Genomic DNA, 26,278 nt, shown 5'->3' on the forward strand with positions numbered 1-26,278 from the left:
TTTATTACCAAACACGCGAATGTCACTCGTTATACGGCAATCCTCGCGCCACGGGGAGGGGTTGCCGACCTGTGAACCCTGTGGATGCACACACTGTGCCGAAATAATCGGCCATTGTGGATCATAGCTGAGCACACCTTGTTTGTAGTTATCGGCCGTCGAGGGCATTTGCGACAGAATCTGACACGACACCAATCCCCGTGGCAGCGGGATTGCTCGCGAAGGCAGTGTGTCAGACACAATGACGGCGACTGCCACGGCCCCTTCGCGAGCAAGCTCGCTCCCACAGTAAACGATGCTCAGCGTTCGATGATCGCGGTGACGCCCTGGCCGCCAGCCGCGCAGATCGAGATCAGCCCGCGTCCCTTGCCCGCCGCATCCAGCAGTTTCGCCAGGTTGGCGACGATCCGCCCGCCGGTCGCGGCAAACGGATGCCCCGCCGCCAGCGAACTGCCTTTGACATTCAGCCGGCTGCGGTCGATCGAGCCCAGCGGCGCGTCCAGCCCGAGGCGGATCTTGCAGTATTCAGAGTCTTCCCAGGCCTTGAGCGTACACAGCACCTGCGCGGCGAACGCTTCGTGAATTTCGTAGTAGTCGAAGTCCTGCAAGGTCAGCCCGTTGCGGGCCAGCAGACGCGGCACCGCATACACCGGCGCCATTAACAGGCCTTCGGCGCCGTTGACGAAATCCACCGCCGCCGCTTCGCCGTCGCGCAGATAGGCGAGGATTGGCAAGCCACGCTCCTTCGCCCATTCCTCACTCGCCAGCAGCACCACCGAAGCACCATCGGTGAGCGGCGTGGAGTTGCCCGCCGTCAGCGTGCCCTTGGCGCTTTTTTCGAAGGCCGGTTTGAGCGCGGCGAGTTTTTCCAGGGTCAGGTCGGGGCGCAGGTTGTTGTCGCGGGTCAGACCGAGGAACGGCGTCATCAGGTCGTTGTGCCAGCCTTCGCCGTAAGACGCGGCGAGTTTTTGATGGCTTTCCAGAGCGAGTTGATCCTGCTCTTCACGGGGGATGTTCCAGGTCTGCGCCATCAACTCGCAGTGCTGCCCCATCGACAGACCGGTGCGCGGCTCACCATTGCGCGGGAACTCCGGGATCAGGTCTTTGGGCCGCAGCTGCAGGAAGGTTTTCAGCTTGTCGCCGGTGGTCTTGGCGCGGTTGGCCTGCAAAAGAATCTTGCGCAGGCCTTCACTGACGCCGATCGGCGCGTCCGACGTGGTATCGACGCCGCCAGCAATGCCGCAATCGATCTGGCCGAGGGCGATCTTGTTCGCCACCAGCAAGGCGGCTTCCAGCCCGGTACCGCAGGCTTGCTGGATGTCATAGGCCGGGGTGGTGGGTGACAGTCGTGAGCCGAGCACGCATTCGCGGGTCAGATTCATATCCCGTGACAATTTAAGCACCGCACCCGCCACCACTTCGCCGATGCGCAGGCCGTGCAGGTTGTAGCGTTCGATCAGGCCTTCAAGGGCAGCGGTAAGCATCACCTGATTGCTGGCAGTGGCGTACGGCCCGTTGGAACGGGCGAAAGGGATACGGTTACCACCGATGATGGCGACGCGGCGCAGCTGACTCATGAAAAGCTCCTTTTCCAAATGGTCGAATTCACCTGAACCCCTTGTAGGAGTGACCTGTAGTGAGGGGATTCATCCCCGATGGGTCGCGCAGCGGCCCCCCTCATTGCACTCGCGATACATCAGGGACATCGCGCGCACTTATGCGACTGCTTCGCAGCCGATCAGGGATAAATCCCCCCACCACAGGTCACTCCTGCAGGGTTCAGCGTTGTTACTGAATTTGTGTTCGGCCACAAAACCATCGGCGGCCAACTACTCTGCTGTTCTAGCGTAGGCCTTATTGCGTGGATCGAACGATTGATTGCCGTGGGTAGTCCACACTTTGAACCCCAACTTTTGGAGAGCGTTCCATGTCTGACCGCTATATCGACTTCGCCAACTCGTCCATCGGCCACCGTTTGGTCGGGGCTTTGGGCCTGCCGTCGCCGGTGCGGCTGGAACGCTGGCAGGCCGGACGTCTGCGCCCGGTGGACGGCGCGCTGCTGATTGGCGGCGGGCCGCTGGCTGAACGCGTCAATGCGTTCGCCAACCGCCTGACCGATGCGATCTACAGCTACGGCACCGAACCTTCGCTGGCCACTGCGTGGATTCCCGGGCATGGGCCGAAACTCAAGGCCGTGGTGTTCGACGCCAGCGACCTGCAGCACACCGACCAGCTCAAACAGCTGCGCGAATTCTTCCAGCCGCTAATGAAAAATCTCGAGAACAGCGCGCATCTGGTGATTCTCGGCCGCGCCCCGGAAAACCTGCGCGATCCCTTCGCGTCCAGCGCGCAACGGGCGCTCGAAGGTTTCTCGCGCTCACTGGCCAAGGAGCTGCGCAGCGGCGGCACGCTGCAACTGATTTATGTCGGTGACGGCGCTGAGGAACAACTGGAAGGCCCGCTGCGGTTTTTCCTCTCGCCCAAGAGTGCCTTTGTCTCCGGGCAGGTGATTCGCCTGACCGCGTGCGCCACACAAGTTACCGACTGGACGCGACCACTGGCCGGACGCAAGGCGCTGGTTACCGGCGCGGCCCGCGGGATCGGCGCGTCGATTGCCGAGACCCTGGCCCGCGATGGCGCCGAGGTGATTCTGCTCGACGTACCACCGGCCAAGACTGATCTGGACGCCCTCGCCGCGCGGCTCGGCGGCCGGGCGATCACCCTCGACATCTGTGCCGAAGACGCCGCTGCGCAGCTGATCGAACAGTTGCCGGACGGCCTCGACATACTGGTGCACAACGCCGGCATCACCCGTGACAAGACCCTGACCAACATGACCCCGGAATTCTGGGACGCGGTGCTGGCGGTCAACCTCAATGCCCCGCAAGTGCTGACCAAGGCCCTGCTCGACAGCGGCACTCTGCACGACCATGCGCGGGTGATTCTGCTGGCGTCGATCAGCGGTATCGCCGGCAATCGCGGACAGACCAACTACGCCGCGAGCAAGGCCGGTTTGATTGGCCTCGCCCAAGCCTGGGCGCTGACACTGCTCGAGCGCGGCATCAGCATCAACGCCGTGGCGCCGGGCTTCATCGAAACCCAAATGACCGCACACATCCCGTTCGGCCTGCGTGAGGCCGGGCGGCGCATGAGTTCGCTGGGCCAGGGCGGCTTGCCGCAGGACGTCGCCGAAGCCGTCGCGTGGCTGGCACAACCGGGCACCGGCGCGTTCACCGGCCAGGCGCTGCGGGTCTGTGGACAAAGTGTTCTGGGGGCGTAGACATGAGCATTGAATGGCACACCCTCGACCGCGAACCGAGCCTGCCCGGGCTGTATGCGCGGGCCGCGACGCGCCGCAAGATCACCGGCACCCAACTGCCCGACAGCGGTTTGCGCTGCTGGGTCGACGTCGACGCGCAGAAACTGGTGGCCTATCGCAAGGTCTGCGGCTTTGCCGATGACGGACTGTTACCGCCGACTTATCCACATATCCTTGCGTTCGCGCTGCAGATGCAATTGCTCACGGCAAAGGATTTTCCGTTCCCGTTGCTGGGGCTGATTCACCTGAGCAACCGCATCCGTGTATTGCGGCCGATGGGCGGGATCAGCCGCGCGCAAGTCAGTGTCCGGGTGCACAACCTGCAACCGCATCCCAAAGGCGCGACCTTCGACTTGCTGACCACGCTGGATGATCAACTCGGGCCGCTGTGGGAAGCCGAAAGCCAGATGCTCTGTCGCGGGGTGAAACTTGATGGTGAACCCGTCGAGCAAAGCTGGGAACCGTCACAGGTGTTGACGCAGGTGGCGCAATGGAAAGCGCCGGCCGACATCGGTCGGCAATACGCCAAAGTCTCGGGCGACTACAACCTGATTCACCTGAGCGCCGTCAGCGCCAAGCTGTTCGGTTTTCCCACCGCGATTGCCCACGGGTTGTGGAACAAGGCGCGAACGCTTGCGGCCCTTTCCGATCACTTGCCCAAGGCCAACCTTGAAGTGGCCGTGCACTTTCGCAAACCGGTGCGCCTGCCCAGTGAGGTTTCGCTGCTGGCGACTGCGCCGGGGTCGAGTGGAGAATTGCGTCTGATCGGCGCCGGGGACCTGGAGCACATGGTCGGGCAGTGGCAGCCGATTGCCTGATCCTTCGCCAGAGGTTTTCTATCCGCTGAGGGTTCGCCAAGCCTGTAAATTGTGTGTATATCACTTAAGTTTTTCCGCGCCGCGCATCGCGCTCTGAAAAACACCCAGCCTTGATTCTCAAGGCTTTTTTTTGCGCGTTTATAACCTGGGTATTAGTCCTTAGGCGCTGCACCGCGCCTTATATATAAAGGCGTTAATACCAACTTGAGAATGGTCGGAACCTGCGGCGCGATTGAGATTGGCACCACGGACGAGGCATCACCGGCAACAGATCGGTGAGCCATCGAATGCAACGAACGTTGTGACAGGTGCAAGGAATCTCAATCATGAAAACTCAAGTGTGGTGCAAATCGGCAACAGCGCTGGCATTGATCCTCTCCCTTGGTCTCGCGGGCTGCAGCAGCGGCGGTGGCGGCCATCACAGCAGCTCCGGCAGCTCTTCGCCAGACAGTGCAACCTCAGGCACTGGCGGAACCAGCGGCACGAGCGGTACTGGAGGTACTGGTGGCACCGGTGATACCGCTGGCACAGGCGGTACCGGTGGAACGGGCGGAACGGGTACAACTGGCGGTACTGATCCAACCAAACCGACCAATCCAACGAATCCTACTGACCCCACGAATCCAACCAACCCGACCACGACGCCGCTGGTAACCACGACCCTGGTGCAGGATGTCGGCAAAACCGTCTCCGGCGTCGGTGATGGCGTCGGCCAGGTCGGCGATTCGCTGAGCACCGTTCCGGTCGTCGGTGGCGTCGTGCAAAGCGCGGCCAACACCGCCGGCAATGTGGTCAGCACCTTGGGTAATGGCGTGGCCAACGGCATCGGCAAGCTGGGCACAGTCGACAATGGCCTGGGCGTCACTGCCTCCTCGGTGGGCGGCGTAGTGGCAGATGTCGGCACCGGCGTCTCTGACCTGAGCGGCAAACTGGCGACCGCCACCGGCAGCGTTCCGGTCGTCGGCGGTGTGGTCACCAAAGTCGCACCGGTGCTCGACGGCGTCGGCGAAAAAGTCACCATGCTCGGCGACACCCTGAGCCTGGCCACCACCACCGGTCCGCTCGGCTCAGTGACCAAGAGCGTCGGCAACGGCCTGGTACCCGTGATTGCGATGGTTGAAAGCACCACCGACAAAGTCGGCGATACGACTGGCCTCGGCGCTCCGCTCAATGGCGTCATCGGCCAGGTCGGTGGCGCAGTCAAAAGCTTGGGCGGTCAGGTTACCGGCGCCGGCAGCGGCAATGCCCTGACCAATACCGTCGGCGGCGCCCTGACCAACGTCGGCACCACGGTCGGCAAAGCCGGCGGGCTGGTCGACAACGGCAGCACGTCCGGTGGTGGCTTGGGCGGCGGTCTGGGTGGCGGTCTGGGCGGTACCGGCCTGCTGCAAACTGTTGGCGGCGCCGTGGTCAATGTCGGCGGCGGTCTGAACGCAGGCAACACCAACGGTGCGGTCAGTGCCGGTGGCGTCACCACCGCTTCGCTGGGCAACACCATCGCCTCGCTCAACACCGTACTCGGCGGCTCGGGCACACCGATCACTGGCACCACCTCGCCGCTGGCGACAGTAGGGGCCACTGTGGGCGCAGGGCTTAATCCGGTGACCACTGCGGTCACCAGCGTGACTCAACAAGTCGGCGCCTCGACGGGCCTGGGCGCACCGGTCGCCGGTCTCACCGGTCAGGTCGGCGGAGCGGTCAGCACAGTCGGCGCGACCATCGCTTCCACCAACAACCCGGTCACCACGGCGGTCGGCGGTGTGGTCAGCAACGTAGGCGGTACCGTCGCCGCCGTCGGAGGCCTGCTCAACGGCGGCACCAGCACCGGCGGCACCACAACCGGTGGCCTGGGCGGCGTACTCGGTGGCCTGACCGGCACTCTGGGAGGCACCACACACTAAATTGCACCTGGCCGATTCGACGGCCTCACCTACAGCGCCTACGCTTGGTTGAGGGCGGAAGACTCCCACGAGTCTTCCGCTTTTTTCTTAGGAAAAAATCAGCCCAGTGCTGTGATCTGACCACGGAGTGTCCTATGCGCGTAATGGCATCCCTGCTGTTCCTCAGTCTCAGTTCCGCCGCCCTCGCCGACACCCTGCCCAGCTTTCTCAACAGTAACGAAACCACCCGCAATCTGCCTGTGCCGAACCTGCCGGCGGATGCCTATCGCCCGGCCACCACGCCCCTGCAAGTCCCCGAACCTGGCGCGGCCGCGACACAACCGCTGCTGATGGAGACCAAGATCAATCTGAAGACCGTGCAGATCGAAGGCGGAACGATCTACCCGCTCAACGAACTGGCCGAAGTCTACAAACCCCTGATCGGCCACCAGACCAGCCTGGCCGATCTGATTGAAGCCACGCGCAACATCACCCGTCGCTATCAGAAAGACGGCTACCTGCTGTCCTATGCCTTCCTGCCGCAACAGCGTTTCGACGGTGGCGTGGCCCGGGTGGTGCTGGTCGAAGGTTATGTTCGCGATGTCCAGGTGCAGGGCGATGTCGGCCGGGTCAAGGGCCTGCTCGACGAACTGGCGGCAAAAATCCAGGCCGAACGGCCGCTGACCCGCAAGACGTTCGAACGCTACACCACCCTGATGACCCGCATCCCCGGCGTGACCATCCAGGCGCAAGTGCCGCCGCCCGGCACCACCGACGGCGCGACTACCCTGGTTGCCCAAGCCAGCCGCAAAGCGTTCACCAGCAGCCTGAACTCCACCGAAGATAACCGTAACGGCACTCAGGCACTGCTTGGGGTCAGCAGCAACTCGCAGACCGCCATGGGCGAGCAGTTGACCCTCAGCGGACTGTTTCCGCCGGGGGACGATCATGAGCATTACTACCGTCTGGACTACAACCAGTTCCTCAACAGCGAAGGCACGCAACTGAGTCTGTTCGCTTCACGCTACCGCTCCGACCCGGGCACCAATGTGCTCACCAGCGATGGCTTCGAACTCAAGCCGCACAAGGAGGACGACCGTTATTCCATCGGTGTCAGCCACCCGTTCATTGCGGCGTCAAACGAGTTGCTCAATGGCGGTGCGCGGCTGTATGCGGTGGATGACAAAAACCGTTACGACGTGGTCGGCTACCCGGTGAGCATCGAGGAGCGCACCAACGTGCGCGCCCTCGCGTTCGAAGGCGACTGGCGCAAGACCGATGCCCGGCAACTGCGGATTCTCAGTGGCGGCCTGTATCAAGGTCTCGACAGCATGGGCGCGCACTCCAACAACCCGGCACTGGACCTGAACTTCCTGCGCCTGCGCCTCTCCGGGGTGCAGAGCGACAAGTTCTTCGACAACTGGCAAGGCGTGCTGTCGGCGGCGCTGTACTGGAGTGACGACACCCTGCCCGACAGCGAGCGCGCAGTGTTTGGCGGGCAGAATTTCGGCCGTGGTTACCCGGATGATCAGGCGTCGGGCGACAAGGGCTGGGGCGCGGCTTACGAGGTCAACTACAGCTTCAATCGCGACGGCAACTGGGTGCGCATTCTGCAGCCGTACGTAGTGCTGGACCGGTCGAAAACCTGGTTCAACAAACTGCAGGTGCAGAGCAACGACCTGTCATCGGCGGCAGTGGGCCTGCGCTTTGGTGATGCCAAGTACTACAACATTGCGTTGGAGGCGGCCAAGCCAATGTCGGATGAAGCGCTGGATACGTTCAATCGTCGGGCGCGCTACAGCATCAGTTTCAGCTATCAGTTGTAGGGGCCAGGATTACCTTTTCAGCCTTGAGTCAAAACAAATGTAGGAGCGAGCCTGCTCGCGAAAGCGGTGAATCAGCCAACTGTTTGGTCGACTGATACGCCGTCTTCGCGAGCAGGCTCGCTCCCACAGGTTTTACGTTGTGTGAATCAGAACGCGTAACGCACCTTCGCCGTGAAACCATCGGCATCGAAACCGCTCGACGCTACATGGTTATAGGAGCCCCCGACACTCCAGGCACCCATTCGGTAGTTGGCGCCCAGATCCAGCTCATAGCTGTCACGCACCGGCGTGGTGCCACGGCTGACGGACGACTCACCGCCCAGCACAAACGCCGAAGTAGTGCTGACCTTGTCGCCAATGAAGTCATGCCAGGCCATCAGTTTCGCTTCGGGTTCCAGGCTGCCGTTACCGACATCGAATGCTGCCGCCAGACGCGCACCGACGCCCATCTCACCGACTTCATAACGTTGGCTACCGACATTGAGCGACGCCGAACTGCCCTTCTCGCGATACGCATCCATGCCCACATTGGCATAGCGCGCGCCGACCTGAGGCTCCAGCACCACATCCGGCATCAGGTGCAAGCTGTAACCGGCCAGCGCGCTCACACCGAACACGTCACTGTCGTAATCAGCCTTGGCCCGGGTGCCGGCGATGTAACGCTTGGATTCGTTGTCGTTCCAACCGTACATCAACGACGAGTCCACGAACCAGTTGTCATGCACCCAGTTGCTGTACAGCGTCAGCGCATGCCCGGTGACGTTGGTCTTGTTGCCGAGATCGGATTTCACATCGGTATCGAGATAGCTGTAGGCCAGACCCAGCGTCATGTCGGCATTCAACTGGCCATCGGCACCCACCGCGATCCCGTGGCTGTCGGCGTCATAACCGGCCACGCCACGGCGCTCGTCCTGGTTGGCGTCGCTGCTCAGGGTTTGCAACCACACGCCTTTTTCCGGATTGCCGGTGGCCGAGCGGGCGCGGCTGGAGCGATCGTTGATCACACCCGTTACCAGCGTCTGGCTATTGGTGGCCGCGTGAAGCACGCCACGGCTGACATCCGGACTGAGGGTTTCGCCCAGCCGTGCCAGTTCGGCATCGGTGCTGGCGTTGGCGAATGCCTGAAACACCGGATCCTGCTCATCGAGGTGCGACAACAGCCCCGGCACATGCCCCACCGCCGTCGCCGCATTATCACTGCCGCCGACTGCCAGGGTGTTCTCGGCCAGCACCTCGCTCGACTTGGTCGTCACCACGCTCGTGATGTCATTGCCGACAACGCCGAAGCTCTTTACATCCAGCAGCGCAGAGGTCGACGTCACGCTCAGGTTGTTGCCACCGATCAACTCGCCCGAGCTGATCAAGGTATAACGCGTGCCGCCCGGGGCGACCCTAAAATCGCTGGAACGTGCCAGCAGACGCAGTTGAGCGCCCGGTGCGATGTCCGTGGTGCCAGTGACTTTCAACACCGGCAACGCCGGGTTGGTGTCGTTGCCCAGGTACATTTCCAGCACCGAGTTCGACTCTTCCATGTCGAAGTCGCCAATGAAGGTGGTGTGCGGCTTCATCAGGGTCAGCGTGCCCTCCTCGATGGTGACGTAGCCGGAACGGATGGTCGAACCGTCGAAGATGGCGTCACCGTCGACTTTCACCCCGGACAGACCCAACAGATCACCACGGACGGTACCGCCGTAGAAGCTGAAATAACTCTCACCGTCATCCACCTGGATCGCCGCCTTGCCACCCTCGATCAAACCATTCTGCTGATAGATCCCGAACGGCAGAGCGCCAGTCGCCTGGCCGCTGACGTGAACACCAATATCCTCGCCGGAGAGGGTGCCGTTGTTGAACAGCGCAATGGCATTCGTGCCCGCGGGACGCGTGAATTTGACGCCCTCGAACACCAGCGCTTCGGCGTTGCTGCCGGTCGCGCGGATGGTCCCCGTGTTGTTGACCGACAGGCTCATCGTGGTGCCGTCGAGCAACACGCCCAAGGCATCGGCACCGCTTGCCGTGATGGAGCCTCGATTGGTCAACCCGGTCATGTTGGTGTGCACCAGCAAGACGCCGCTGGCTGTCTGACCGCTGACGTCGATACTGCCTTCATTCGATAAAGAACCGCCCAGCGTGCTGCCAATATCGGAAATACCGCTGGAATTGCCAGAGTCGGTCAATCCGTGAATCGAAATGGAGCCTTCGTTAATCACAGAGCCGGTGATCCGGGTGGGCGCCAGCCCGGCGGTGCTCATGCTGATGCCGGCGCCAAAACTGGCACCGTCAATCTGGATATTGCCGCTGTTGCGCAGTTGATCCGCCGTCACGCCCGTGAGCTGTGCGCCATAGGTCAAGGTCGACGCTGAGGCCGGCGCGATATTCCCGTTACCGCTCAAAGTGACCAGCCCAAGGCTCTGCAGATTGCTGGTCAGCGGACCACTACTCAGATCGTGGTTCAGGCTTGCGCCGGCGGCGACAGCGAGGGATGTGTGCAGTGTGGTGGCAGCAATGGAGAGCGCCAGGACAGAGCGGCGCAAACGAGCGGTATTCACGAGAGATTCCCTTCCAGAACATGAGAAACAGTTTCAGCAGGGTTCATCACGTGACTCAGGCATCCCTACCGACCCCACCAGGTCGTCTGGTTCGGGCGCGGGGAATGTACAGGAGCCATCATTTTGATACCACCTAAAAAGTCAAAGTGATGGCGCCAATTTCCAGATGGGCGCTCCCACCCTGCGCAGGCGTCTACACGATCAGGTGGCGCCATCGACCTAGTTTTTGGTCTCGATCTTGCCGCCCGCATCCGGGTCGTAGAAATCCGGGATCTCGTATTTGTACTTTTTCAACCAGCGCTGCATCGCCAGTTCCCGTTCGGCTGCCGTGGCGGTTTGTGGTTTGGGCGAAGCGGCCTGGTTGCGGCTTTGCAACACCAGCCAGCCTTCGGTTTCCTGTTGCTGCGCCGAAGCCGGACCGGCGTCGATCGCCTGAGCCGCGAGCGGCAGGCTGAGCAGGGTCAGGCAGCACACACGGTGCAAGGTGTTCATGGTGATCTCCCTGAGTTTCACTTGAGCGTCGACGGTTGTGGGTCAACCACCACCGCCACCTGATTGGCGGCCGCTGCCGGAGCCTTGGCCGGTACCTTGAGTTTCTCCGCACGGCTCTGGGCTTCGGAAAACTGCTCCGGCGTCAGGTGCGCACGGCTGACGATTTCGGCGGCTTGCTGCCAGTTGTTCTGGTACAGCAGCAAGGTCACCAGATTCAGCGGCGCCAGTTGATCGTTCTGCTTGAGTTCAATGGCAGTGAGGAACTCGAACCGGGCGTCTTCAAGGCGTAACTGGTTGAGGTAGACCACGCCCAGGTCGTTGCGGATCTTGTCATTGGTCGGCGCCAGGCGCACCGCGCGCTGCAGGTGCGCCTGGGCCTGGCCGTTGTCGCCACGCGCCGCATAGAGCTGGCCCAGGCCATGTTCGGCATCCGCCGTCAGGCAGCTGCCGAGCAGGCCGCGGTACAGCGGTTCGGCCTCGTTGCGCCCCAGTAACCGATAGACCTTGGCCTTGCGCAGGCGCACCTCGACCAGGTTGTCGGGCAGGCTCTGCAGGTTGGCCAGACTGGCGTGCAGCTTGCCGTCGTTGGCCAGATCGTCCGCCAGGTTCAGGGCCAGTTCCTGCTCGGAATCGAGCTTGCTGCAACTGGTCGGTGCCAGCATCGCCGACCACGGCGCCTGGCCGTCGGTGGCACAGCCACCGAGCATCAACAGACTTGCCACGACAATCAGTGCTTTCATCAAACGCTCTCCACGAGCCAACGTCAGTTTGCAAACGCCCGGGTAATCGCGGTGAACCCCGGGCCGGCCAATACGATCAGCAAGGCAGGAAACAGAAACAGCATCATCACCACCGACATCTTCGCGGACATCTTCGAGATGTATTCCTGCAGTCGGGTCAGGCGCCGATCATCGAGCAATTGCTTGAGCGCCAGCAGCGATTTCATCGCCCCGCCGCCCTGCTGGATCAACTGTTGCAGGATCACGCAGGTGTCGGTGAATTCATCGACCGCGAGCATCACCGCGGCCTTGTGCAGTTCCTGTCCCAACTCAAGTCCCGAGTCGACCCGTGCCAGAATCAAGCGCAGTTCACGGGTCAGTTCCGGCAGCAGTTTTTGCCCTTCCATGCTGAGCACGCGCAAGGCTTGTTCGACCGCCATACCGGACTCGAACAGGATGCGCAGCAACGGAATGAACGTGGAAATTTCCACGGCGATGGTTTTCTGCCGACGCCCGGCGGCGTACGCCAACAGCCGCTTTGGCAGCAGGTAGCCGCCACCCGTGGCGAACATGGGCACCAGCCAGCCGTTGGCCGCGTGGGGGAAAAACACTTCCTGCAGAAAGATCGCCAGCCCCAGCGCCAGCAACGGCGTGCCGATCTGGCAGGCGGCGTACAGCGAGCGCTCACTGGCGCGGCGCCAGCCGAGGCGGCTGAGCAAGGTCTGGGTTTCGCTGTCGATGCTCACCGAACGCTGGCCAAAACGGCTGCTGCCCAAGGCGCGCAGCCAATGGCCGAAACGGTTCTCGCGCACCAGATGGCCCTGCAACCGCTGGTTAATCTGACGCACCCGACGCCGCTCCGTCAGCAGGTGGTTGACCACCAGTAACAGCGCGCCGAGCAGCAACATCAGGGCGGCGAGATAGACCATGTCAAACACTCCGCAACATGCGCCACAGCGCCAGGCAGCCGGTCACTTGCAACACCACGGCGATGATCAACATGGTCTGGCCACCGGAGTCGTGCCACATGCCGAGCATGTAGCCGGGGTTGGTCAGCATGAAGTAACTCACCAGGATCACCGGCAGCGAACCCAGCACCCACGCCGTCATGCGCGTCTCGCCAGTGAGCGCGCGCAATTGCCGGGCGCCCTGATCACGCTCGCGGATCAGCTTGATCAGGTTCTCCAGCAACTCGCTGGCATTGCCGCCGTAACGATGGTTGACCTTCAGCCCAAGGGCGAACATGCGCAGTTCGTCCTGTTCATAAAGTTCGGCGAAATCGCTGACCGCATCCGGCAGGTTGACGCCCAATTGCACGTTGCGCTGCACCCGCCCCATGGCTTTTTTCAGCGGATCGTCACTCGCCTCGATGCTGCCCATGACCGCATCACTCAAGGTGCGTCCGGACTTGAGGCTGCGCACGGTGTGGTCGAGCAACTGCGGCAACTGCTCGATCATGCGTTTGATCCGGCGGTGGTACAGCCAGGAAATGTACAGACGCAAGATCAGCGGCGGCGCCAGCAGCATCGTCAGCAAACCGATCCAGCTTGCCAGCAGATACCCAAGAGCAATCGCCGCGCCCCACAGCGTCAGCCACAGGCCGAAGCGTTCGGTGGGACGGCCCAGCCCGGCACGCAAAAACATCCGTTCAAGCCCGACCCAGGTCGGCGTCTGCGCGGCCAGTTGTGGCTGTCCTGCCGCGAGGCGGTTGAGCACGCGCTCGTTGCTGGTCTTGTGGATACCGTGCAGGAAAAGCCAGATCGACAGCCCGAGCAGGATCAGGCAAAGCAGGATGAGAATGGCCGGTCCGATCATGATGTGCGTCCCATGCTGTCAGCCCAGGTTCGTCTCGTGCCGCAACTTGTCGCCCGCCGGATTGACCGCTTCGCGCAGGAAGCCGAAACCGGTGCGCCGATCAAGGCGAAACAGGGTGTTGGTGACATACACGTCTTCACGAATGCCGACCACCTCCACCACCTCGCTGACGCAGCGCCGGCCATCGGGCATGCGGGTCAGCTGGATGATCACATCGAGGGCGGCGCAGATCATCTGGCGCAACGTGCGCTCGGCGATGGAACGGCCGGTCAGACCCACCAGTGTCTCCAGGCGCAACAACGCATCCTGCGCATTGTTGGCGTGCACGGTGCTCATCGAACCGTCGTGACCGGTGTTCATCGCCGTCAGTACATCGACCACTTCGACCCCGCGAATCTCGCCGAGGATGATCCGGTCGGGGCGCATCCGCAGGGCGTTGCGGATCAGGTCGCTGGCCTTGACCTCCCCGTGGCCCTCGGCATTCGGCGGACGGGTTTCCAGGCGTACGACGTGCGGGTGGCCGAGTTGCAGTTCGGCGACATCTTCGATGGTCACCAGGCGTTCGTGAGGGTTGATCAATTGGCTGAGGATGTTCAGCAACGTGGTCTTGCCGGTGCCGGTACCGCCGCTGATGAGCACGTTGCAGCGCTTGCCCACCGCCTCTTGAAGGAATTCGAAAATAGCCAGATCGATGGTCTGCATCGCCATCAGGTCACTGCTCTTGAGCATGTCCTTGCGAAATTTGCGGATCGACAGGCACGGGCCGTCGAGGGCAATCGGCGGAATGATCGCGTTGACCCGACTGCCATCCGGCAGACGCGCATCGACCATCGGCGAGGACTCGTCGAGGCGGCGCCCGAGTGGCGCAAGAATTCGTTGCATGACCCGCTCGACGTGATGCGCATCGATAAAACGCAGGTCACTTTGGTGCAGCACGCCGTCGCGCTCGATGAATACCCGGTGCGGGCCGTTGACCAGAATCTCGGTCACCGACTGATCGCGCAGCAACACTTCCAGTGGACCGAAGCCGGTGAGCTCATCGACGATCTCCTCGGCCAGACGCTCCATCTCGTAACGGGAAATCGCCAGGTGCAGACGGGCGATGTATTCGGCGACCTTGTCGGTGACAAACTGCGCCAGCAACTGACGCGAGCCTTCCAGCAGGTTTTTCCCCGACTCCTCAATGGCGTCGATTATGTAGCGGTGCAGGACCAGCTTCAGGCCTTCGTGATCGGAGTTGCCGGCCGGGCCATGCTGCACCGCACCGAACAGTTTTTCCGCGCTCATGAGGTGCCTCGCAAGCGATCGAACCAGGTGACGGCCTTGGGTTTGGCCAAGCCTTCGGAGCGTTTGGCCAGGCGCTCGCCGAGGGTGCGCAGGCTCTGCGTGAGTTTTTCCCGCGGGGCCAGTTCGAACAGGCTGACGCCCTGGTTTTTGGCGTTCAGACGCACCTCGGCGTTGGCCGCCAACACCGCGATCACTTCCAGATTGAAGGTTTTTCCCAGGGTTTCAGAATCCGGAGCAACGTTGCCCAGATAGCCGTCCACCAGCAAACGCGCGTGGTCGAGCTTCATGCCTTTCTCGCGCCACAGATTGAGCACGGCGAGGTTGCGGCGGCAGTTGAGCACGTTCTGATCGGTGTACCACAGCAGCTTGTCGCAATGGCTGACAAAGGTGCGCAAGGCTTCGCTGTCGGACTGCCCGGTAAGGTTCACGACGATGTGCTGGAAATGTTGGCGCAAGGCGCTGAGCAGCATGTACAGCTCGGCGGCGCTGGTGCTTTCCAGCGGCTCGTCGTTGCTGGCATACGCCAGAATCCGCAGGCCCGCTTCGGTGCTGGTGAAGGCACTGTCGATCAGGGTGGTGTCGAGCCTGCGCAAATGGCGCAAGGCATCGCCGAAGTGAAACGAACTCTCAAGCCCGAGCAACGCCAGGCTGTCGCCACGGGGCAGGCCCAGATCCAGCAGCAGGGTTTGCTGACCGCTTTTTTGCACCACCTGCGCCAAATGGTTGCTCAGCAGTGCGCCATCCGAATTGCTTTGCGCGCCGTACAACACGGTGAGGCCACCGAGCTGGGTGTTGGTAGTCACCGGTGGCAGGCGTTTGTTCAGGCGTCTTACCAGCCCGGCGACTTCACTGGCGCGCGAACCGTACGCCACGAAATCCCGGGCGCCGGCGCGCATGGCATTGAGCACCAGTTGATTGTCCATGCCATCGCCGAGCGCAACGATGGCGAGCATCGGTTTGGCTTCCAGCGCGCCCTCGATCAACGCGCTCTGCGCCACCACATGCTCACGGTCCAGGCCAACGAACACCAGGCTGGCGAAGGTGACATCGACCAGCGCCAGCAATTCGTCCAGGCTCCCGGCCCCGGCACTGACCACTTGCCCCAGCGGGGCGAGAGCGCCTTGCAGCCACTCCAGATCAGTGCTGTTGCGGGTGATCGCAAGAAAGGTCTGGCTCAGGTTCTGGTTCATTGGGACAACCCGCTGCGCTTGTCGAAGTTACCGTTTTCCAGGAAGAACATGCGGTAGAAGTTCGGGTCGTAGTTGCGCAGTTTTTCGCCCGGCAGCGACGGCAATTGCGCATCGGCGGCCAGCGGCTGCACCAGGTGCGGGGTGACGATCATCAGCAGCTCGCGCTCTTCGCGCTTGATTTGCGAATCACGGAAAAACGCGCCGATCACCGGGATGTCGCCCAACCCCGGAAACTTGTTCACCTGCGAGGTGTTGGTGGTGCTGATCAAGCCACTGATGACGAAGCTTTCGCCGTCGGCCAGCGACACGCTGGTATCGGTGCGGCGTACAGTCAGGGCCGGCACCGGGGTGCCGGCAATGGTGATGGCGTTGGCGTAATCCAGTTCGCTGACTTCCGGGGCAACCTTGAGCGCCACGCGGTTGCGGTCGATCACAGTCGGGGTCAGGGTCAGGCGGATCCCGAACTCCTTGTACTCGATGGTCACCGTGTCGCTGCCGGAACTGGGCACCGGGATCGGAATTTCACCACCGGCGAGGAAGCTTGCGCTCTGCCCACTCAGCGCCACCAGGCTCGGCCGCGCCAGGGTGTAGGCGAAACCGCTGCCTTCGAGGGCGTTGATGATCGCCATGGTCTTGCCGCCGATCCATGAGAAGTTGAACTGACCGTTGTCCACCGGCAGCTTCGGCGTCGGCACGCCACTGATGTTCGGCAGCGTACCTGGCGAGCCGAACAGGAAGTTGCCGCGCACACCGATCAACGAGGCCGTGGCCTCCTTGAGCTTGGTGCGGCTGACTTCGACGAAACGAATGTCGGTCTGCACTTGCGAGGGCAGCGTCGGATCATCGGAAGGCATTCGGCTGGCGCTGGTCAATGCCGCGGTGGCACTGCCTTTAACGAACACCATGCTTTGACGCGGCTCACTGGAGCACGAGGTCCAGACTATCAGACTGGTGGCGCCGGGAGCCACGCCGGTCAGCAAAAACGAAGCGCGGCCGGTGTCATGCACATCGGCGATTTTCGGGTCGCCGATGGCCACGCGGGTGATTGCCACCGGCGACTGGATGTCCTGCTGGAACCCTTCGCCGATCTCGATCACCGGCGGCATACGGCCGAGTGCCGAGCAATTGCCCGTGGCCGCGATGGCCGCGTTCATTGACAGTCCCATCAGTATCAAGGCCCGGACTACAGGTTTTACTATCGGCCTGAATCGACTCTGCATGCACGTGGATCCTTGCTCAGTCATGGGGCTTGTTGGGAAACCTGGTTGCCGCGGATCACTTCCATCGGCGTGCGCGTATGGCCGCCAGTGGCCGGCGTTTTCGGCGCCGCGCCCAGGGCCAGTTGCGTGAACTGGAAGAGTTGGCTGTTGGCGTTGTCCAGGTGCGCCGGCGACTGCTTTTCACCAGCCCAGTATTTGGCCAGGCGCTGCTCCTCGCTGCTGCGCACGGCCAGGCGCAACGTGCCGACCTGGGTGGCGAGCATCATCCGGCTCAGCAACTGCTCAGGCACCGCCAGCACCACGGTGCGCGCGGCGATGCGGCGTTGATCCTGTTTGAGTTTGTCGTCGGCGCTGAGGGCCGGGCTGGCGGGCTGGCCGTCGTTGGTCAGGCCGTATTGATCGCCAACGCCGAGTACGCGCATGGCCGGTACGACGATCTGCGCCGATTGCTGCAGATTGCTCGCGTCCTGGCGCAGGTAGAGCAACACGTCGACGTAGTCACCGGGGATCAGTTGCCCGGCAGCACCGATTACCTCATCCACCGCCACGGTCAAGGCACGCTCATCACTGTGAATCATCCGTGCCAGCGATCCGCCAGCTTCGAAGCTTTCATCGTTGAGCCAAGTGCCCGCGCTCAGGTGTCGCCAAGGGGTACGGCCGACTGCTTGATCGACGCTGGACAGGCTGCCGGCCGGGGCACTGCGCAGCTTTTCCAGCGCCAGATCCGCAGCCGTCAACGGGGTAAAAGGCGGGACATCGTGCAACAGCACGACCACGGGCTGACGGGTCTGGTCTTCGGCGGCGGCGACGGTTTTTTCCACAACGGCAGCCGGGGCGGCAGGCGCCTGGGCAACGGGAGCCGGTTGCCGACTGAGGACCAGGCCCCAGTAACCGACGATGATTGCCCCAAGCAACAACACTACTGCAAGACCCATGGTGACGCGACTGTTCATGACGGCTCTCCCTTTCCTTACTGCACCGACAGCCTGTACTTCCTGATGAGAGATTTTTTCGCGATCAGGCAGCTATGAACATGCAACTATTTCGCTATTTCCAAACTAGCTGATCCGAGCCAAAACGCCATTACTGACAGGAAAATAACTCACTAAAGTATGAGTCCTGGCCAATTAACTGTAGGGACAGGGCCGACTCACGATCCGACTAATCCTTTGTGATTAATCCGTTCTTACAGTTGTTGACCGGGGGTTTGTTGACAATGCTCTGATAGCACGGTGAAAGCATGCCGCTGTAGCGTTGGATCGGCGCCAGAGGCGCAAAGGAGTGGACGTATGTTTCGGATGATCATCGACTATCTATTGGCCAGGGCCAGATTGCTGTGCAGAAGTGAAGAAGGTGCGTCTGCCATTGAATATGCGATCGTGGTGGCAATGGTGGCGGTCGTTGTGGTGGTGTTTGTGACGCCCATCGGCGACAAGGTGCTGGCCATTTTCAACCTGGTGCTGACCAAACTCGGTGGCGCTACACAGGTCAGACCGACGCCCTGATCCAAACCTTTCCCCTCTTCCAGTGCCCGGGTCAGTGCTGAAAAACAGCAACGCTCCGGCACTGGCAAGTCATCGGATTTCAGGTCCGATCTCCCGCTGTCATGAAGGAGAATGTCCATGATCCTTGAATACCTGATAATGCGCCTGAGGTCCTTTCTGGCCAGCACGGAAGCCGCGTCAGCCATCGAGTACGCCATTGTGGTGGCCATGGTGGCGGTCGTGGTGGTGGTATTCATCACACCACTGGGCGCGAAAATCTTTGCGATCTTCAACAGCGTCCTGGTGTCCCTGGGCGGCACTGCACAAACAGCTCCGGTGCAGACACCCTGATGTGAATCGCGTCCGGCGAATGTCGCGCTACACTCGATCTCACTTTCAGCTACTCAGGGACTGCCCATGACTGCTTCCTCACTCCCCCGCCAACAGTTGCTGCTGGTTGACGATGAAGAGGATGCGTTGCTTGAGCTGGCCGAGTTACTGGAGGGCGAGGGCTTTGTCTGCCACACCGCGACGTCGGTGAAACTCGCCCTGCACCACCTCACCCGCTATCCCGATATCGCCCTGGTGATTACCGATCTGCGTATGCCGGAGGAGTCCGGCATGTCGCTGATCAAACGCCTGCGCGAGCACACTTCACGCCAGCATCTACCCGTGATCGTCACGTCCGGACACGCCGACATGGAGGACGTCAGCGACATGCTGCGCCATCAAGTGCTGGACCTGTTTCGCAAGCCGATCTACCACGTGCGCCTGCTGGAAACCCTGGACAATCTGTTCCCCAATCCCAAGGCTCAGGCCAAGTAATCGGCGACGAGATATTTTGGAAGAATTGACTGCCTGTCCGCGATGGACAGGCCATCGGGATCAGTGTGCGGTTACCCGCTGACGAGCTGCTGAGGCGCTGGGTGAAAGCGCCAATGCCAATTGGGTGCGGTTGTGCATGTGGGTCAGGCGCAACACCTGCGAAACGTAAAGCTTCACGGTGTTTTCGGTGATGCCCAACTCGCAGGCGATCTGATAGTTGGTCTGCCCTTTGCCCACCAGGCGCGCCACATCCAGCTGCCGTGGTGACAACTGATTGAAGATCGCCGGAATTTCCTGCTCTGCCTCGGCGCCATCGCCGCCGAGCATGTCGCTGACCACTGCCGCCGGATTACGCCGGACCTTGTCCAGGTCCTGGTAGAGATCGTCGATGGATTCGGAAAGAAATTGCAGCTTCTGATTCAGATGACCCAGCTGCACATTCTTGTGCCGATCCTGCAGCGCCAATTCCTGACGTCTCACGCCTTCGAGCAGTTCATCCAGTTCGATCGGCTTCTGATAGTAGTCGGCAATCCCTGCGCGCAGGGCCTTGATCACGTCCTGTTTATCAGCGCGACCGGTGAGCATGATCGCTTCGAACACCCGGTGTTTGCCGCAGATACGTTGCAGCTCCTGCACCAGTTGAATGCCATCCATGTCGGGCATATGCAGATCGCTCAGCACCAGGCCGATTTCCGCGTCTTCGCTGAAACGCTCGATCGCCTGCTGGCTGGATTCACACGGCACACAGCGGTAACCGCTGCTTTCGAGAAACTCGCACAACTCTTCGACAATCAACGGTTGATCATCGACTACGAGCACTTTTACCGCAGACGTAAGCTTGTTCACGAACCACTCCATTGCTCGAGGCCAAAGCTGACTTTTTCTGCACTTTGGCGGTGTAACGACTTCATTTGAAAGTAGACGCACTTTCCGACTATGTACATAGGACTAGTGGCAACTGGCGACTAATGGATCCAATGAATCGAAACCAGTACCCCCGCCAGCACGAACGGTGCAAATGGCAGCTTCTTTGACACTCCCGGCTCCATATATCGAAGATGTTCTCTAAGTCGTTGACTCATATGAAGCCAGACTCTTGGCGCGATCAGCAGCCAGAGCAGACTGGCGACGCCGGCGCCGATAAACGCGCAAAGAATGAATAAACCGTTCGTCGCAAGGCCCATGGCTGTCATTAATTTCACATCGCCCGCGCCCATGCGGCCCATGAAATACCCCGGTGCGGTCAACGCCAGGGCGATCACGCCAGCCCAGAGCCCCTCCTGCGCATCGGCCCCGAGCCAGGTCGTGCCGGTCACCCACAGATAAATCAGCGCCAGCGCCCCCGCACCGAACGTCAGCACATTGGATATACGCCGTTGCCGGGCATCCTGGGCTGCGCACAAGGCCAGCCAGATCAGGAGAACTAAACTCTGCATCCGGTTAAATCCCGTCCGATTCTGCTGATTGATTCTATGCTGATACTACGCAGTGAACGTCAGGGTAGACGCAGTCATGAAAACCGGCTTCGCAAAATCACAGGCAGGCGCAGTGGCGATCGAATTCGCTCTGGTATTCGTGATTTTTTTCGCTGTGTTCTACGCGCTCGTCAGCTACAGCCTGCCGTTTGTATTGATGCAGACGTTCAACGAGGCAACGTCCGAAGCGGTGCGTCGCAGCGTCGGGGTCGACCCCAACACCCCCGGTTATGCCTCCGTGGTGGTGAGCACTGCCAACACCGCGTTGACCCAGCAGTTGCAGTGGGTGCCACCAGCGCTGAACCTGGTGGTCGGCGTCGACACCTCAGCGGTGTATGACGCCACTCAAGGTACGCTGACGGTCAGGGTCGATTACCCTACCAGCAAGCTCAATCAGGTCATTCCGTTTCTGGTGCTGCCGGGCGTGGGTGCAGTGCCGAGCCTGCCCGCCACCCTCTCCGCCGCGTCGAGCCTGAAATTTTGACCACCGGCGACAAACTGTTCGGGCGCCTGCTCAAACGCGCGCCTGCGCCTGCCAACGAACTCCCCGACCATCTCGGCTCGCCGCCGCTGGGCCTGCATCTGCATCTGGACCACGACGGTTGCGTGTTACAGCTGGCCGGGCCGTTGCGCCACCAACTGGCACAACAGCCGCCCCACCAATCACCGGTGCCGCTGTCGGCTTATTTACTGGCGCACAGCACGCTGGCGATTGAAGGCCGCCCACAAGACTGGCAAGGGCAAATGCTCGACCTGGACTTTCCCGGCCTCAGCGATCAGACCCTGCACCTGCGCGGTTGGGTGCAGCCTTCGGCCGAGGGCTGGGTGCTGCAACTGATGGACATCGCCGACCTGCTGCTGGAGCGCCAGCAATCGCGCCACCGCGAATCCTGTCAGGCGCTCGCCGGGCAGATCAGCGAACACCTGCGAGCCTGCAGCCTGATGCGCCTGCCGGTGGTGGTCAGCGAGCAATTGCAGGCCATCGCCCAGCGCTGGCATATCCCGTGCCTGGCCATCGCCCTGCTCGACGAACAGGAACAGGGCTGGCAGATCTTCGAACAGTATCGCGCCCACGATGCACCCATGCTGTGGCAGGACGGCCAGCGTCTGGGCACGCCGCTCGACAGCCTCAACGGCAGTGCACCGCAGCGCCTCGGCGCCCATCATGGCTTGTACGAACACGCGCGGGTGGAAGCCACGTTCGGCAACGCCGATGGTTTCGCCGTGCCCTACAGCGATGATCGCGGGGTGGTGGCGTGGCTGCTCTGCGGCTTCTACACCGTCGACGTTGCCGCGCCGCATCTGAGCGACCGCGACTGGATGTCATTGACCAGCGCCCTCGCCGGCCCGTTGCTCAGCCGCCTGCGCGACCAGCAGCATCATCAATACACCGAGCGGCTCGAATCGCTGCAAACCCTGCTCGGCACTGGTTGGTGGGAGATGCTCGGTGACGAGGTGCTGCTGGCCCCGTCGCTGCTCGATGTGCTGCCAGCAGACAGTGCTCGAATCTCACTGCAGGACTGGCTGGCGCTGATTCATCCGGCCGACCGCGAAGAACTGCGCAGTCGCCTGCACACCCTGCAACTGCACGGCGAGGCCCTGACCTTGAACGTTCGCCTGCACCGCAGCGGTCCCGAACAAACGCCCTTGTGGTATCGCGTGCAGGGTCAGGTCGCCGGCACCGGTGAACAGCGGCGCCTGGTAGGGTTCATGCTCGACATCAGCGACATCCAGAACCAGCAGCAACGGGCCGAAGCCGCCCATGCGCGACTGGACAATCTGATCGCCAGCTCGCCGGCGGTGATTTATGTCCAGCGCTACGTCGAAGGCGCGCTGATTCCAGACTTCTTCAGCGCCAGCCTGGAACCTCTGCTGGGCTGGACACCAGACGAGTGCAGCAGCGCCGACTGGGTGCAACTGATTCACCCTGAGGACCGCGAGCTGTATTTCGCCCGCTCCCGACAACTGTTACGCGAAGGCTCGGTGCGCGCGCGTTTTCGCTTGCGCGACGCGCGCGGCGAATATCACTGGCTGCTCGACGAAGCCAAGCTTTTGCGCAATGACCTTGGCCTGCCGGTCGAAGCTGTCGGGCTGTGGCTGGATGTCACCGAAGCGACCCTCGCCGCCGAGCAGGTCAGGCACAGCGAAGAGCGCTATCGGATTCTGGTGGAAGACTCGCCAGCGATGATCTGCCGCTATCGCCCGGACCTGACCCTGACGTTCGGCAACCGTCCGCTGGCGACCTATCTGGAATGCACGCCGGAGCAATTGCCGGGGGTCGATCTGGGCAGCTGGATGTCCGATGAACAACGTGCAGCGTTCGTACAACGCCTGGCGCTGCTGACCCCGGAGCTGCCAGTGAGCACCGCCGAAATCAGCCTGCAGTTGCCCGGGCGCGAACACGCGTGGTGGGTGTGGTCAGATCGCGGCGTGTTCGATGAACACGGGCGCCTGCTCGAAGTGCAGGCCGTGGGCCGCGACAACACCGAGGTGCGGCGCTCGCAGCAGCAACTCACGCAAAGCGCGAAAATGGCCACCCTCGGCGAAATGGCCACCGGCCTCGCCCACGAAATCAACCAGCCACTGAACGTCATGCGCATGGCCATCGTCAACGTGCTCAAGCGCCTGGGTAACGGCGATGTGCAGATCGATTACCTGACCGACAAACTCAACCGCATCGACGCCCAGGTGCAGCGCGCGGCAAAAGTGGTCGATCACATGCGCGTGTTCGGCCGCCGCTCGGAGGTCGAGCAGCAACTGTTCAACCCGGCCTCGGCCATCGAAGGCACGCTGTCGTTGCTGGCCGAGGGCATGCGCGGCAAGGGCGTGGACCTGCGCATCAGCGAAACCGGTTTTAGCGTGCAGGTACGCGGTTATGTCGATCAGCTGGAGCAGGTGCTGATCAACCTGATGGTCAACGCCCGCGATGCACTACTCGGCAAACGCGAGAAAGATTCGTCGTTCAAGCCCTGGATCTCGATCTACGCCGAGCGCGATGAGCACAAGGTGCGGCTGTGGGTCGAGGACAACGGCGGCGGCATCGACCCGCGTTTGCTGGAGCGGATTTTCGAACCGTTCTTCACCACCAAACCGGTCGGCGTCGGCACCGGGCTGGGCCTGTCGGTGAGTTACGGCATCATCGAAAACATGGGCGGCCATCTCAGCGTGCGCAATTCGGTGGAAGGCGCGCGGTTCTGCATTGAGCTGCCAGTGGCACCGGAGGTCTAGATCACCAGATAGGCCTTGCCCGTCTGGCCACAGGTCATGTTGGCGCCGACGTCGACGTCCATCAGGTTGATGCCCAGGCTTTTAAGCAGATTGTTGAGCAATGGGTCGAGCAATGGGCTAACCAGGTTGGTCACCACAGGCAGCAGATGATTGGTGACATCACTGATCAATGAGGCGACGCCAGTCACAATTGCGCCCAGCGGATTACTGCCCTGCGGTCTGTATACGATCAAATTGATCCCCGCCAACGTGTTGCTCAGGCTGCCGACGATATTGGAGGTCGGCGCAGCTGATTGCACACTTGGCGGCAGTTTAAGGTTGGCAGGTGTCGAAAATGGCGTACCACTGGAAAATAGCAAGTCCTGCGAGTTTTGCGCGACGGGAGTATCCAGCATGATTGCGATGCCGCCGGCACCGTATTGAATATGCGAATTAGGGTCGCAACTGCCGAGCCCAACGACCCGGTAACAGGTCGCTATGCCCAGATCGATCAGCGGCAACGGCGTTACCGTCGGCTCTGCTGAAGATGAGAAAGCATTGGTGGGGTCGATCTTGCCGAGCTTGAGGTCGGCAATCGAGGTAACGGTATGCGCAGTCAGACTCTTGGTACCTGTGGATCCGGTCGGGCAACTGTAATCAGTGACATAACTTTTGGCACCACCGGCATCTAGGCTGATATCGATTCTCGGCGACGGCAAAAGCAGTGGATCCAGTTGCTGACACCCAAGGCATACCACCGAGTTCAGCACTGCCACCAGATTCAGGCCGAGCACAGCATTGAGCGTCGAGGTCAGCCCCCCCACCAGCCCCAGCACCGCGTTGGTCAGTCCGGCCACCCCACTCAATACCGGCAGATCCACCGAGAGCATCGTGCGGATCTGCGCAGTACGCACATAAATCCGGTCCGGCCCCAATGGATTCGCCTTGGCCCGCGCCGGGTCGCCAATCGCCGAAAACTGCGGCGGCTCGATCACCTTGACCCGCACCGTGACGTTCGCCAGCCCCAAGACGCTGATCGGCAAGGTCGCAGCCACCGCGCTTTTGCTGTTGGCCAGTTGCACCACGCCCTGAATCAATTGCAGCAATTGCAGGTTGGCATCCAGCCCGGCCGCCGTGGTGCCGGTCTGCAACTGCAGGATATCGCCGAGTTTGACCGGTGCGGCGTTGATCGCCGCGACCTGCAATTGCCCCAGCGCGGTGATCACCGTGGCGGTCGCGCCATTGAGTTGCACCACTGTCGCAGCCGCCTGAATCAGTTGAGTGACCGTAGCCTGAGTGTTGAGCAGCTGCGTGTAGTTACCGGCGGCCACGTTGAGGTTGATCGCCAATTGATTGAGGTAGCTGAGCAGGTTGATGTCGGTGTTGAGCAGACCATCCCAGCCCAGTGCGGTGAGGTTGACGTTGCCGCCGAGCAGCCCGGAGAACAGCGGGTTGAGAATGTTCGATTGCGCGGTGTTGATGCTCGCCAGGGTACTGCGGATGTTCAATTGCGCCACCGTCGGGATTGGCAAGGCGGCGACCGCCGAGGCATTGAGCGTGGTGCTCAAGCTGACGGGTGAGCCGGTGAACAACGCTTGTACGCCACCGGCAAAACTGGTGGTCACCGTTCGGCTGGCGGCGACCTTGACCGCGGCCGACTGGGTGGCATCGACGGTAAAGGTACGCAGTCCGCTGGCCGCTGTCTGCAGGCTGCCGCAGGTGGTTGCCAGGGTGTTGTTGGCATCGACGGTGTAGCCATTGCGCACGGCGCTTTGCCCGGCATAAGCGGCGGCGGTCAGGCCTGACTGACAATTGCCGCCGCGACTGACGGCTTCCAGCGCCGCACTGTCGACCACCCGCTGCAACTTGCGTTGCTCCATGTACAGGCGCCCGGTATCGACCACCAACAGCATCAACACCAGCGCCAGGCTGAGGGTGGCAGCCGCCATCAACCCGATCGCCCCGTGTTGCCGGGCCGGGCCGTTGAACTGCGAACGAGGCGACATGGCGCACTCCTTTGCCGGCGCGTTGCCGAGCGCTACCTCCGATGGTGGACTTGAGTGTAGACGGGGCTGAGCGAGACTGCTGGCAACGCGCCACTTCGCAACGATGAAGATCCCCTGTGGGAGCGAGCTTGCTCGCGAAGACGTCGGCCCAGCAAACATTGATGTTGAC

General features: G+C 61.7%; 22 protein-coding genes. 9 read left to right on the forward strand and 13 right to left on the reverse strand.

Annotated features, from left to right (window positions below):
- Nucleotides 1-299 precede the first annotated feature (299 nt).
- The gene (locus PseAD21_RS19145; protein ID WP_102357065.1) at nt 300-1,577 is read right to left on the reverse strand and encodes an acetyl-CoA C-acetyltransferase; all 1,278 of its coding nucleotides are present in this window, start codon (nt 1,575-1,577) and stop codon (nt 300-302) included.
- A gap of 350 nt (nt 1,578-1,927) precedes the next feature.
- Between PseAD21_RS19145 and PseAD21_RS19150 the strand changes: the two genes are divergently transcribed.
- The 4 genes from PseAD21_RS19150 to PseAD21_RS19165 all read left to right on the forward strand — a co-directional run bounded on the left by PseAD21_RS19150 (nt 1,928) and on the right by PseAD21_RS19165 (nt 7,843).
- Nucleotides 1,928-3,280, forward strand: a complete 1,353-nt coding sequence (locus PseAD21_RS19150; RefSeq protein WP_102357067.1) for a 3-oxoacyl-ACP reductase — start codon at nt 1,928-1,930, stop codon at nt 3,278-3,280.
- Between the two features lie 2 nt (nt 3,281-3,282).
- A complete protein-coding gene (locus PseAD21_RS19155; RefSeq protein WP_102357068.1) occupies nt 3,283-4,137 on the forward strand; it encodes a MaoC/PaaZ C-terminal domain-containing protein in 855 nt (284 codons plus the stop codon).
- 326 nt (nt 4,138-4,463) lie between these two features.
- Nucleotides 4,464-6,038 (forward strand): collagen-like triple helix repeat-containing protein, encoded by a 1,575-nt coding sequence (locus tag PseAD21_RS19160; protein ID WP_102357070.1) that lies wholly within the window; start codon nt 4,464-4,466, stop codon nt 6,036-6,038.
- A 134-nt stretch (nt 6,039-6,172) separates the two neighbouring features.
- On the forward strand, nt 6,173-7,843 hold the full coding sequence (locus PseAD21_RS19165; RefSeq protein ID WP_102357071.1) for a ShlB/FhaC/HecB family hemolysin secretion/activation protein: 1,671 nt from the start codon (nt 6,173-6,175) through the stop codon (nt 7,841-7,843).
- Nucleotides 7,844-7,989: 146 nt separating this feature from the next.
- On the opposite strand, the gene PseAD21_RS19170 is transcribed toward PseAD21_RS19165, so the two are convergent.
- The 9 genes from PseAD21_RS19170 to cpaB form a co-directional block, all read right to left on the reverse strand.
- Nucleotides 7,990-10,389 (reverse strand): autotransporter outer membrane beta-barrel domain-containing protein, encoded by a 2,400-nt coding sequence (locus PseAD21_RS19170; protein ID WP_102357073.1) that lies wholly within the window; start codon nt 10,387-10,389, stop codon nt 7,990-7,992.
- A 219-nt stretch (nt 10,390-10,608) separates the two neighbouring features.
- Nucleotides 10,609-10,881 carry a DUF3613 domain-containing protein gene (locus tag PseAD21_RS19175; RefSeq protein WP_102357074.1) on the reverse strand — a complete coding sequence of 91 codons (273 nt, stop codon included), beginning with the start codon at nt 10,879-10,881 and terminating at the stop codon, nt 10,609-10,611.
- Nucleotides 10,882-10,898: 17 nt separating this feature from the next.
- Nucleotides 10,899-11,621, reverse strand: coding sequence for a tetratricopeptide repeat protein (locus tag PseAD21_RS19180; protein WP_102357076.1), 723 nt, complete (start codon nt 11,619-11,621; stop codon nt 10,899-10,901).
- A gap of 23 nt (nt 11,622-11,644) precedes the next feature.
- A complete protein-coding gene (locus tag PseAD21_RS19185; RefSeq protein ID WP_102357077.1) occupies nt 11,645-12,529 on the reverse strand; it encodes a type II secretion system F family protein in 885 nt (294 codons plus the stop codon).
- Between the two features lies 1 nt (nt 12,530).
- Nucleotides 12,531-13,415 carry a type II secretion system F family protein gene (locus PseAD21_RS19190; protein WP_102357079.1) on the reverse strand — a complete coding sequence of 295 codons (885 nt, stop codon included), beginning with the start codon at nt 13,413-13,415 and terminating at the stop codon, nt 12,531-12,533.
- An 18-nt stretch (nt 13,416-13,433) separates the two neighbouring features.
- Nucleotides 13,434-14,702, reverse strand: a complete 1,269-nt coding sequence (locus PseAD21_RS19195) for a CpaF family protein (RefSeq protein ID WP_025111734.1) — start codon at nt 14,700-14,702, stop codon at nt 13,434-13,436.
- Complete coding sequence (locus tag PseAD21_RS19200) at nt 14,699-15,892, reverse strand: pilus assembly protein (protein ID WP_102357080.1); 1,194 nt, start codon at nt 15,890-15,892, stop codon at nt 14,699-14,701. The genes PseAD21_RS19195 and PseAD21_RS19200 overlap by 4 nt, the downstream gene beginning before the upstream one ends.
- The gene (locus PseAD21_RS19205; protein WP_102357081.1) at nt 15,889-17,112 is read right to left on the reverse strand and encodes a type II and III secretion system protein family protein; all 1,224 of its coding nucleotides are present in this window, start codon (nt 17,110-17,112) and stop codon (nt 15,889-15,891) included. The genes PseAD21_RS19200 and PseAD21_RS19205 overlap by 4 nt, the downstream gene beginning before the upstream one ends.
- A gap of 20 nt (nt 17,113-17,132) precedes the next feature.
- Entirely contained in the window at nt 17,133-18,065 is a 933-nt protein-coding gene (gene cpaB / locus PseAD21_RS19210; RefSeq protein ID WP_102357082.1) for a Flp pilus assembly protein CpaB, read from the reverse strand.
- A 345-nt stretch (nt 18,066-18,410) separates the two neighbouring features.
- Here cpaB and PseAD21_RS19215 point away from each other — a divergent pair, with 345 nt between their 5' ends.
- From PseAD21_RS19215 to PseAD21_RS19225, 3 genes are all read left to right on the forward strand, one after another.
- Nucleotides 18,411-18,617, forward strand: a complete 207-nt coding sequence (locus PseAD21_RS19215; RefSeq protein WP_102357094.1) for a Flp family type IVb pilin — start codon at nt 18,411-18,413, stop codon at nt 18,615-18,617.
- Between the two features lie 117 nt (nt 18,618-18,734).
- Entirely contained in the window at nt 18,735-18,947 is a 213-nt protein-coding gene (locus tag PseAD21_RS19220; RefSeq protein WP_102357083.1) for a Flp family type IVb pilin, read from the forward strand.
- 66 nt (nt 18,948-19,013) lie between these two features.
- On the forward strand, nt 19,014-19,421 hold the full coding sequence (locus tag PseAD21_RS19225; protein WP_102357084.1) for a response regulator: 408 nt from the start codon (nt 19,014-19,016) through the stop codon (nt 19,419-19,421).
- A 60-nt stretch (nt 19,422-19,481) separates the two neighbouring features.
- Here the strand turns inward: PseAD21_RS19225 and PseAD21_RS19230 are convergent, their stop codons facing one another.
- Together PseAD21_RS19230 and PseAD21_RS19235 are read right to left on the reverse strand one after the other, a co-directional pair.
- Nucleotides 19,482-20,267 carry a response regulator transcription factor gene (locus PseAD21_RS19230; protein WP_102357086.1) on the reverse strand — a complete coding sequence of 262 codons (786 nt, stop codon included), beginning with the start codon at nt 20,265-20,267 and terminating at the stop codon, nt 19,482-19,484.
- A 119-nt stretch (nt 20,268-20,386) separates the two neighbouring features.
- Entirely contained in the window at nt 20,387-20,857 is a 471-nt protein-coding gene (locus PseAD21_RS19235) for a prepilin peptidase (RefSeq protein ID WP_102357087.1), read from the reverse strand.
- Between the two features lie 76 nt (nt 20,858-20,933).
- Between PseAD21_RS19235 and PseAD21_RS19240 the strand changes: the two genes are divergently transcribed.
- The gene (locus PseAD21_RS19240) at nt 20,934-21,380 is read left to right on the forward strand and encodes a TadE/TadG family type IV pilus assembly protein (protein ID WP_041068044.1); all 447 of its coding nucleotides are present in this window, start codon (nt 20,934-20,936) and stop codon (nt 21,378-21,380) included.
- Nucleotides 21,377-24,124 carry a PAS domain-containing sensor histidine kinase gene (locus PseAD21_RS19245; protein WP_102357089.1) on the forward strand — a complete coding sequence of 916 codons (2,748 nt, stop codon included), beginning with the start codon at nt 21,377-21,379 and terminating at the stop codon, nt 24,122-24,124. The genes PseAD21_RS19240 and PseAD21_RS19245 overlap by 4 nt, the downstream gene beginning before the upstream one ends.
- Here the strand turns inward: PseAD21_RS19245 and PseAD21_RS19250 are convergent.
- Nucleotides 24,121-26,109, reverse strand: coding sequence for a pilus assembly protein TadG-related protein (locus PseAD21_RS19250; RefSeq protein WP_102357091.1), 1,989 nt, complete (start codon nt 26,107-26,109; stop codon nt 24,121-24,123). The genes PseAD21_RS19245 and PseAD21_RS19250 overlap by 4 nt on opposite strands.
- Nucleotides 26,110-26,278 lie beyond the last annotated feature (169 nt).

The sequence above is a fragment of the Pseudomonas sp. AD21 genome, assembly GCF_002878485.1.
Lineage (GTDB): Bacteria > Pseudomonadota > Gammaproteobacteria > Pseudomonadales > Pseudomonadaceae > Aquipseudomonas.

What these genes read in the sequence shown, in the direction of transcription:
- PseAD21_RS19145 (WP_102357065.1), bottom strand. Translation starts at nt 1,577, where the DNA reads ATGAGTCAGCTGCGCCGCGTCGCCATCATCGGTGGTAACCGTATCCCT.
- PseAD21_RS19150 (WP_102357067.1), top strand. Translation starts at nt 1,928, where the DNA reads ATGTCTGACCGCTATATCGACTTCGCCAACTCGTCCATCGGCCACCGT.
- PseAD21_RS19155 (WP_102357068.1), top strand. Translation starts at nt 3,283, where the DNA reads ATGAGCATTGAATGGCACACCCTCGACCGCGAACCGAGCCTGCCCGGG.
- PseAD21_RS19160 (WP_102357070.1), top strand. Translation starts at nt 4,464, where the DNA reads ATGAAAACTCAAGTGTGGTGCAAATCGGCAACAGCGCTGGCATTGATC.
- PseAD21_RS19165 (WP_102357071.1), top strand. Translation starts at nt 6,173, where the DNA reads ATGCGCGTAATGGCATCCCTGCTGTTCCTCAGTCTCAGTTCCGCCGCC.
- PseAD21_RS19175 (WP_102357074.1), bottom strand. Translation starts at nt 10,881, where the DNA reads ATGAACACCTTGCACCGTGTGTGCTGCCTGACCCTGCTCAGCCTGCCG.
- PseAD21_RS19180 (WP_102357076.1), bottom strand. Translation starts at nt 11,621, where the DNA reads ATGAAAGCACTGATTGTCGTGGCAAGTCTGTTGATGCTCGGTGGCTGT.
- PseAD21_RS19185 (WP_102357077.1), bottom strand. Translation starts at nt 12,529, where the DNA reads ATGGTCTATCTCGCCGCCCTGATGTTGCTGCTCGGCGCGCTGTTACTG.
- PseAD21_RS19190 (WP_102357079.1), bottom strand. Translation starts at nt 13,415, where the DNA reads ATGATCGGACCGGCCATTCTCATCCTGCTTTGCCTGATCCTGCTCGGG.
- PseAD21_RS19195 (WP_025111734.1), bottom strand. Translation starts at nt 14,702, where the DNA reads ATGAGCGCGGAAAAACTGTTCGGTGCGGTGCAGCATGGCCCGGCCGGC.
- PseAD21_RS19200 (WP_102357080.1), bottom strand. Translation starts at nt 15,892, where the DNA reads ATGAACCAGAACCTGAGCCAGACCTTTCTTGCGATCACCCGCAACAGC.
- PseAD21_RS19205 (WP_102357081.1), bottom strand. Translation starts at nt 17,112, where the DNA reads ATGCAGAGTCGATTCAGGCCGATAGTAAAACCTGTAGTCCGGGCCTTG.
- cpaB (WP_102357082.1), bottom strand. Translation starts at nt 18,065, where the DNA reads ATGAACAGTCGCGTCACCATGGGTCTTGCAGTAGTGTTGTTGCTTGGG.
- PseAD21_RS19215 (WP_102357094.1), top strand. Translation starts at nt 18,411, where the DNA reads ATGATCATCGACTATCTATTGGCCAGGGCCAGATTGCTGTGCAGAAGT.
- PseAD21_RS19220 (WP_102357083.1), top strand. Translation starts at nt 18,735, where the DNA reads ATGATCCTTGAATACCTGATAATGCGCCTGAGGTCCTTTCTGGCCAGC.
- PseAD21_RS19225 (WP_102357084.1), top strand. Translation starts at nt 19,014, where the DNA reads ATGACTGCTTCCTCACTCCCCCGCCAACAGTTGCTGCTGGTTGACGAT.
- PseAD21_RS19235 (WP_102357087.1), bottom strand. Translation starts at nt 20,857, where the DNA reads ATGCAGAGTTTAGTTCTCCTGATCTGGCTGGCCTTGTGCGCAGCCCAG.
- PseAD21_RS19240 (WP_041068044.1), top strand. Translation starts at nt 20,934, where the DNA reads ATGAAAACCGGCTTCGCAAAATCACAGGCAGGCGCAGTGGCGATCGAA.
- PseAD21_RS19250 (WP_102357091.1), bottom strand. Translation starts at nt 26,109, where the DNA reads ATGTCGCCTCGTTCGCAGTTCAACGGCCCGGCCCGGCAACACGGGGCG.